The organism is Allobosea sp. 10N428 (genome assembly GCF_056394545.1).
The window spans coordinates 1-7831 of record NZ_JBFTIC010000025.1; the positions used below are offsets into that span (position 1 = coordinate 1).

General features: G+C 61.9%; 5 protein-coding genes and 3 pseudogenes. 1 reads left to right on the top strand and 7 read right to left on the bottom strand.

Annotation, left to right across the window (positions count from 1 at the left end; all coding sequences use genetic code 11):
* The 7 genes and pseudogenes from AC1DDA_RS27170 to AC1DDA_RS27200 all read right to left on the bottom strand — a co-directional run.
* Positions 1–198 (bottom strand): PRC-barrel domain containing protein (locus tag AC1DDA_RS27170; protein WP_476798074.1); only part of this gene is annotated, 198 nt, incomplete at its 3' end.
* Between the two features lie 952 nt (positions 199–1150).
* Positions 1151–1860: pseudogene (locus AC1DDA_RS27175) on the bottom strand (SOS response-associated peptidase family protein).
* Positions 1861–2154: 294 nt separating this feature from the next.
* The gene (locus AC1DDA_RS27180) at positions 2155–2385 is read right to left on the bottom strand and encodes a hypothetical protein (RefSeq protein WP_476798075.1); all 231 of its coding nucleotides are present in this window, start codon (positions 2383–2385) and stop codon (positions 2155–2157) included.
* 89 nt (positions 2386–2474) lie between these two features.
* Positions 2475–2726 (bottom strand): hypothetical protein, encoded by a 252-nt coding sequence (locus tag AC1DDA_RS27185; protein ID WP_441514545.1) that lies wholly within the window; start codon positions 2724–2726, stop codon positions 2475–2477.
* 486 nt (positions 2727–3212) lie between these two features.
* Complete coding sequence (locus AC1DDA_RS27190; protein ID WP_476798077.1) at positions 3213–3404, bottom strand: ATP dependent DNA ligase; 192 nt, start codon at positions 3402–3404, stop codon at positions 3213–3215.
* 30 nt (positions 3405–3434) lie between these two features.
* Positions 3435–4336 (bottom strand): annotated as a pseudogene (gene ligD / locus AC1DDA_RS27195) (non-homologous end-joining DNA ligase); the annotation flags it as partial.
* A 269-nt stretch (positions 4337–4605) separates the two neighbouring features.
* Complete coding sequence (locus tag AC1DDA_RS27200) at positions 4606–6600, bottom strand: arylsulfatase (RefSeq protein WP_476798076.1); 1995 nt, start codon at positions 6598–6600, stop codon at positions 4606–4608.
* A gap of 494 nt (positions 6601–7094) precedes the next feature.
* Here AC1DDA_RS27200 and AC1DDA_RS27205 point away from each other — a divergent pair.
* Positions 7095–7667: pseudogene (locus tag AC1DDA_RS27205) on the top strand (LysR substrate-binding domain-containing protein); the annotation flags it as partial.
* Positions 7668–7831: the final 164 nt, after the last annotated feature.

Consider the following 7831-nt stretch of genomic DNA (forward strand, 5'->3'; position numbering starts at 1 on the left):
CTCGAGATCGCTGATCGGTACGCCGACGTGCTTGGCCCCAATGCCGAGGAAGCCGCCAACATCCATCACGACGTGGCTCCCGTGGACATGTGACACCGCTCCGATCTTTTCATCGCCCGGCCCGTAGATTGTGGCCCCTTCAAGGATAGACGCGGTCAGCTGACTGCTGGCGAGACGAATATGGCTGGAATGGTCCATTGTGTGCTCCTCATGTTCGAAAACGAATCGAACGTGCGGGGGCTCAGCACGTTCCCCGCCGCACCCGACCACCCTTGCCCTAACGGCGCTCGTGTTCGTTGTGATCTACGGGTGGCCGAGCGGGGCGTGGCGGTGAGCCGAACCGCAGTCCGCTCTTCAGCCCGCCACCCGGACTTTCCCGGTGGGCCTAGGGCGGCCGCCGACCCGAGGGCAATGGACGACGAAATTCGAGGCGAGCGGCAGGCTAGGGTTATCGTCTGGCAATCAGGAGTGTTAAGCGTCCGCGGGGGCTGGTCTCTGCCGATAGAACATTCGTTGGCGACAGCTGCTTTGCCCGAAGAGCGGAAACAATGCTCGGGACTGCCTCAATCGCAATCCTAAGTTTCTGAAGTTCGGCCTCACCCTTCTCCGCGACGTCACGACGGATCTGCACCTGCTTCGCCCTTGGCAGCAAACTAATGTCAACAATTGCGATTGGTTGGTTTCTCAGCGAGCCAGATGGGCTTGCGGGGTCAGTCAGCGGCCGTTCAAACGACGATTCATCCAATTCCTGAGCACTGGCGCCGACCAGGGCGAGAGAGAGGCCAGCCACTACGAGCGTGAGCGTGTGCATGAGGCCGACCTCTGGTGTATCGACTGCGTGGTGCGCTTCCACGCGGCAGCTCAAGACTGAGCCGGGTCATTTCAAAAGCGGGAAGATCTCTGGCCTGCCTGGCGGGACGGTGGCCACCCTTCGCCAGCAACACGAGCATTAGGCACGTGCGGCGAGGAAGCTTTGCGCCTTTTAGCGGAGGGAAGCGAATCCGGCGGGGTCACAACTCCGTTAGTTCTCAGCACATCGAGCGAAGCTGCCGTCGAACGTTTAGAGGAGTGTCGAAGGCCGATGAAAAGCCGCCCGCCGGCCCTGGAGGGCCAAATTCTGGGGGTTGGCTTCGCGCGCGCCGCGGAGCTTCTAGAGCAAGGATGTCGCCGGTTGATTGGCCTCGGGTTCGCCGACGTCCTTCTTCACGCCACGCGCCACGACGTTCAGTGCCCCGTCGGGCAGTGGCCGTTGGAGCGCCCTCGCCTCCTCCCAAGGTGCGGTCATCCAAGCCTCGCACTCCTCCGGCGTCGTCAGGATCACAGGCATCGCCTTGGGATGGATGGCGCCAACCTCTGCGTTCGGATCAGTCGTCAGGAAGGCGTAGAGGTCGATCGTTTCCTCGCCGTTCTTGATCTTGCGGACGCTGGTCCATTGCGGCGCCCAGATGCCGGCGAAGTAGGCTGTCGGACGTTCCTCTCCGAACGCGAACCAGACATCCTGCTTCGAGCCCCAGTCGAGTTCGCTGAACGAGGTGAACGGCACAAGGCATCGGCTTTCGACGCCGAGCCAGCGCTTCCAATGCGAGCCTGAGATATTGTGGACGTTTGTCGTTCCGCTGTCCGGCTCCATCCGAAGGAGTTGGTCGAAGTCGACCTCCTTGCCCTTCGCCCGTAGCTTGTCGGCGCGCATGGTCGCGGGTTGAGCTGCGCCTTCTTGGACGACGGCATGCCCCACCGCGTCATCGTGAGCGTCGGAGCGCTCCCCTCGTTGCGAATAATCGGCGCCGAATAATCCGGGAAGATCCCCGGCTGCGGCACGACCTGCGCCGCCACGTCGAACTTCGCAAACAGCTTTCGCATCGCCTCGACGAGCTGAGCCCCATCATTGGCGGGGGCCAATCGGGAGGTCCGGCCGATATCCGGGCAGTAGGCTCCGCACTTCATGCCGTATTTCTGCGGCTTTCGGACCGGGTTGTCGTACCGCCAAGGGCATGGGTTGCGAAACAGCGCGACGAGCTGAGCAAGCGTCGCATGCGCGCCGTAGCGCCAGGCCAACGAAGCCAGCCGAGCGTCCCCACTACGCTGGCAGTAATGGCAGCGGAAGCGCACGAAATCCCGCAGCTCGGTCTGGTTGTTCGGCGGGTTCGTGCTCGGTCATTGTTTAGGCTCGCGAACCGGCCGCGCCCCCTGAGAGAACACCCCGCGTAGAAAGCCGCGCGAGACCGAGCGATCGGCGTCCGCCAGCAGCACGATGAAGTCATGCGCCAGGGCGCGCAGGGCCCCCGCCTTGCTGCCGTGTTCCTCCAGCAGCGTCGAGACGATGCCGGTGATTTCCGCGTCCAGCGTGGTGTCTTCACCATGCTGATCGGCTGGCCGGCCTGACATTGCTCTTGTCCTCGAGATATGAGAACAAAATGAGAACGGGCTTTCCGGGAGTCAACCCATGAACGTCGACACCTTCTTCCTCCAGCCCTTCAAAGACCCATCGGAAGAAGCTGGTTCCGGCCCAGCGCGTCCCGGCGAAAACGAAATACCACGCGCTGAATGAGGGCGAGCGCCTGGGCCGCACCGCCGAGGGCGTCGCGGTTGTGCATGTGGTCGCGGACGATGAAACCGGAGAAGTCGCTTCGATCGACGTCCTCGCCCGCCATGGCGCGATTGCCGAGGAGTTCAAAGAGCAGATCAGGGCTCTGTAGGACCGGAAGGTTTATCGCGATGATGGCCATCGCCAACATGCGCGAGAACGGGACGCGCTACATCACGCTGATCGAGTGCGGTTAGCATGTCGACGGGTGGCGTAGAAGGCGCCTGAAATCGGCGCTACCGCAGGTTGGGCCGATTGCCCGCGCCCAGCATAAGATCTAGCAGAACCCCCCGCTCAGTCGTCCTCTTCATCGTCCCAGCGACGACGATAGTCGCGACGCCTCCTCTCCCGCTCCCAATCCCGCTCGCGTTCGTACCGGTTCCTGCGATAGCGGTCCCTGTCGTCTTCCCACTCATGAGGCCGACGATCATAGGGTACGTAATACTGCGCGTATGCGGTCTCTGCGGCGACCGCGCTCGTTACAGCTCCGCCTATCAGAGCTGTGAGGAAAGTTCGCCGATTCATTGTTGCTCCCCTCGGGTTGGTACAATTTCGGTCGGCATGCGGTGGTAGAGAAACTGACCATGATTGAAGCGGTTCCGAGTATTTTTCGGGTGCGCAAGGCCCGCTAGCGGATCTGGTAGACGTCGACATGATTGGCGTCCTCTCGCAGCCCCTTGTAGGAGGCATGCCGTAGCTTGCCTTCATCGGTCCAGGCGCGGAACTCGATCTCGGCCACAAGGGCCGGCGCCAGCCATAGGCGGCCCATCGTGTGCCCTTTCATGATTACGGCTGGCCTCGGGACGATGAGCTGCTCCATCTGCTTTCGCAGCGCTCTTGCGCTGGCGTCCTCTCGCAGCCCCTTGTAGGAGGCATGCCGTAGCTTGCCTTCATCGGTCCAGGCGCGGAACTCGATCTCGGCCACAAGGGCCGGCGCCAGCCATAGGCGGCCCTTCGTGTGCCCTTTCATGATTACGGCTGGCCTCGGGACGATGAGCTGCTCCATCTGCTTTCGCAGCGCTCTTGCGCTGGCGTCCGTGAAGCCAGTTCCGACTCCTCCGACATAGTCAAGGTTGTCCCCTTGGCGAGCTGCGAGGAGCAGCCGGCCCACCCCGCCGAGCGCGACCATCGACGGCTCATAGCCGATGATGACGAAGCTCTCGGACTGGACGCATTTAATCTTGAGCCATTCCCCGCCGCGGCCAGATCGATAGGCAGCCGAACGCCGCTTCGCGATGATGCCCTCGAGCCCCATCTCACAGGCGAGCATCAGGAAAGCGGGGCCATCGGCCCTCACATCCTCGCTGAAGCGAATCGCACCATGGGCTGCACCATTGAGGACGTCCGCCAGGATGTCGCGCCGCTCACCATAGCCCAGCGCCCGCAAGTCATGGCCGTTAAGGTAGAGCAAATCAAAGGCATAGAGAATTGCTGTCGAGGCGGGAGCGCTTCCCCCCTCGTCCACCAAGAGCTTTTTGAAGCGCGCTGAAATCCGCCGCTCCCCGATTGTCCCAGCACGACAGCCTCTCCGTCGAAGATCGCACTGTCCAACCCGAGGGCCTGGGCATCCTTTACAGCCAAGCGATAGCCGTCCCATTTGACCTCGTACGACCAGTCATCGCTGCGCGGAATCTTGCGGCTCAATAGCGCCAGGCATGGCTCGACGCGTTCAGGCATGGGATCGGTGAAGAGCTCGCGCTCGATCTTCTGCCGGCGGCTGAGCGGCGGCCCCTTGACGGTGTCGACGCCCAGCCCGGTCTAAGAACCCGACGCGCACAATCATCGAGTGATCTCTGCATAACAAAAAGGCCCGATCCCCTTTCGGAGACCGGGCCGAGTTTAGGGAGGGACCGGTTAGGCCGGCAGCCATCTTGCGGCGGTCAGCCGCTCGATTTCACGATCGGCCGGTGCGCGATCGACCCGATCCTTAGTCTCCGGCCGCGCCGCACGCGAAAATCCTTCTGAAACTTTGAAGGATCGAGCGCCCGGCGCGCGACCAGTTGGGCAGCTTTTGCTGGCGATCAGTCGGACCGGCCTTTCGCATTCTTGATCTGATCGATGACCTGATCGAGGTTGTAACTCGCCGGGTCCTGCATCGGCGGGAACTCCTTGTAGGAGAGAAGTTCCTTCATCCACAGCGCCTGGCCGATCGGCAGCATGTTCCAATCGTAGATGTAGGCAGTGGAGGGCGAGCCGATCGTACCACCCATACCCATGAGCGTCTTGTACTGCGAGCCGATCGAGGTCTCAAACGGGTCGCGCTTGATGTTGACGACTTGGGCCCAGTGAAATGGCTGCACGCCCGAGACAAAGCCGGCGGGCGAATCCGACACCATCGCAAAGTAGATCTTCCAGTTCTTGTAGCGCACCGCCGACGGCTCTTTGCCGGAATAGTAGAAGAACGTGTCGCGCGCCGATTTTTCTGACCGTCCGAGCAGGTATTCGGTCTGGTCGACGCCATCGAGCGTGGTCTTGACGATGCCGGGATAGCTGCCAGCCCTGATGCGCTGGTTCAGAGCATCACCCTTGTCTCCGCCGGCCAGGTTGACGAGCGTGGGCAGCCAGTCGAGTGATGCGAAGATGTCATTCTTGACCGTCCCCGCGCGGATGCCACCGGCTGGCCAGCGGACGAGCAGCGGTACGCGCATGCCGCCTTCCCACGTGGTCAGCTTGCCGCCCTTGAACGGCGTGGTGCCGCCATCCGGGAAGGTGATCGTCTCGGCGCCGTTGTCGGTGGTGAAGACGACGATCGTATTGTTGAGCTGACCCATGTCCTCGAGCTTCTTGAGCACGACGCCAATATTATCATCGAGTTGCTTCATGCCGGCTTCGTTGAGGCCCCAATCCTTGCCGCCGGGTTCGCCGATCATCGCCTCGTATTTCGGCGACAGAACCGTCGTGATGTGCATGCGCGCCGGGTTGTACCAGGCGAAGAATGGCTTGTTGGTCCGTCGGGGATCGTTGCGCTCAAGGAAGTCGACCACCTTGGCCGAGATTTCCTCGTCCACCGTCTTCGAACGCTCCAATGTCAGCGGCCCTTCGTCCCGGCAGGTCTGGTTGGCCGCCGTGCCATCGGATGACGTGCAGAACATCACCGGACGCGGCGGCGTCAGGCAGACCGAGGTTCGTGGGTCCACCGCGCCGGCAACCGGCGGAATACCCGGGATCGTCGTGTTGATGCATGGCGGAGCAACGGTCTGCTGGGAAGGGGTCTTGTTGATGTCGGGGAAGCTCACGCCCTGCATCGCGTCGAGGTGATACAGATAGCCCCAGAATTCCTGGAAGCCGTGCGCGGTCGGCAGCGCGTCGGTATGATCGCCGAGATGGTTCTTGCCGAACTCGCCGGTGTTGTAGCCGAGGTCGAGCAGGAACTTGGCCAGCGCCGGGGTGCCGGGCCGCAGGTAGGATGGGCTGCCGGGCAATTGCGGCGGGATCATCCCCGTCCGCAATGGATGCATGCCGGTGAAGAAGGCATTGCGGCCGGCCGTGCAGCTCTGCTCGGCGTAGTAATGCGTGAAGAGCGCGCCTTCCTGGCCAATCCGATCGATATTGGGCGTTTCCCCGACCATCAGCCCGCGGTGGTAGATGCTCGTCTGCATGATGCCGATGTCGTCACCCATGATGAACAGGATGTTCGGTTTGGACGGCGCCTGGGCGGGAGCCGGCGCCTGCGCAATGGTCGGCGTCGCTGCCGCGGCAGCGATGAGTGCGGTGGCGCCGAGCAGGCCCGCGCGGGTTCGCCAGCACCAGCCACAGAAGGCGCGCTGCAAGTCCTCTTTGACGTCAGAAAGTCCACGCATCTCGATTTCAGGTGCCATTTTCATCTCCAACATTTGTTGAGTAAGATTTGATGAATGCAGGCCTATTCGATAAGCGCAAAAAAGCCCTTCCGCAGATCTCGATTTGCTCTGCAGAAGTACCCATTGGATTTTGATTTCGACTTTTTGCGACGGAGCAGTTGGCGTGAATATTACGGAAACAAGTCTGTTCGAGCGATATTTGAGGTAACGTAGCAACCAGCCGCCCGAAGACTATATAATCCACCGCGACATCAATGTGAAATGAATTCGGACTCTGAGAACGGTGACCGCGTGAAGGCGCTCCAGTGGCGGGTCGCCGGCGGCGATGCACGCTATGAGGCCGCGAACAGATACTAACGCCGATGGATCGGCACGCCCGGTAACCATCCATCTCGGACGCCGGACGAAGCAACCGCCAGCGGGATCTGACGGGGCCAAGTTTAGAGAGGAGCCGGTTAGGCCGGCGGACATCTTGTGGCGGTCAGCCGCTCGATTTTGTCATGCCAACTTGGATCCCCCGTGCGGGGCAGCGTGTGACCGGGTCTCAATGACGCGATCTAGTCGCTCATTCACGCTGCCGACGTCGTTCTGGACGGCGCGGAGAAGGGCCATGACCTGTCCGGCCTGATCGCGCAGGCCTGCCCTGTCGACATAGTGCTCGGCAACATGGAGCCGATGGGCCGCGAGATCGCTCGCGGGTGTCGGCCTTGCTGGAAGCGCACCTTCTGGTCCGTACGACACGGGCGCTGACGCTCACCGAGGAAGGCGAGGCCTTTCATCACGCCGCTCTTCGGATCTTGCAGGATCTGAACGACGCCGATCAGCAAGCGGCGGGTGGCGCCGTGCGTGGGCGGCTGCGCGTCAGCGCCACGGTTCCGTTCGGAACGATGTTCGTCGCGCCAGCCATTCCAGCCTTCATCACGCGCAATCCGCGTCTCATCGTCGATCTGAGCTTTACGGACGGCATTGTCGTTCTGGTCGCTGAAAAGACCGATGTCGCCATCCGCATGGGAAACCTGCCGGATAGCGGCCTGATCGCGCGCAAGCTGGGACAGAGCCGGCGCGTCGTCTGCGCCGCGCCCGCTTATCTGGAACGCAAGGGCAAGACCCAGAAGCCCACCGATCTTGAGCGTCACGATTGCCTGACCTTCAACTTCCGTCGCGCACGGCCGTCATGGCCGTTTCGTCAGGGGGTCGGGATCTGGAGCAACCGGTCATGGGAAGCCTTGTCGTGAACAACGGTGAGACGCTGAAGCAGATGGCGCTTGCTGGTGCCGGCTGTGTTTCGGCGTGCAAGTTTGGGTCTGACTCAGTTTCGCTGCAGGTTGGGGCTGTTCTGACGCTGGTTTCCAGAAGGAATCAGCATGATGAAGCAGCGATTTCGGCCAGCCAACCTGGTTCCTTCAGGATTGATGGTCGACGAGATCGCGATCGAAGGAGATCGTGT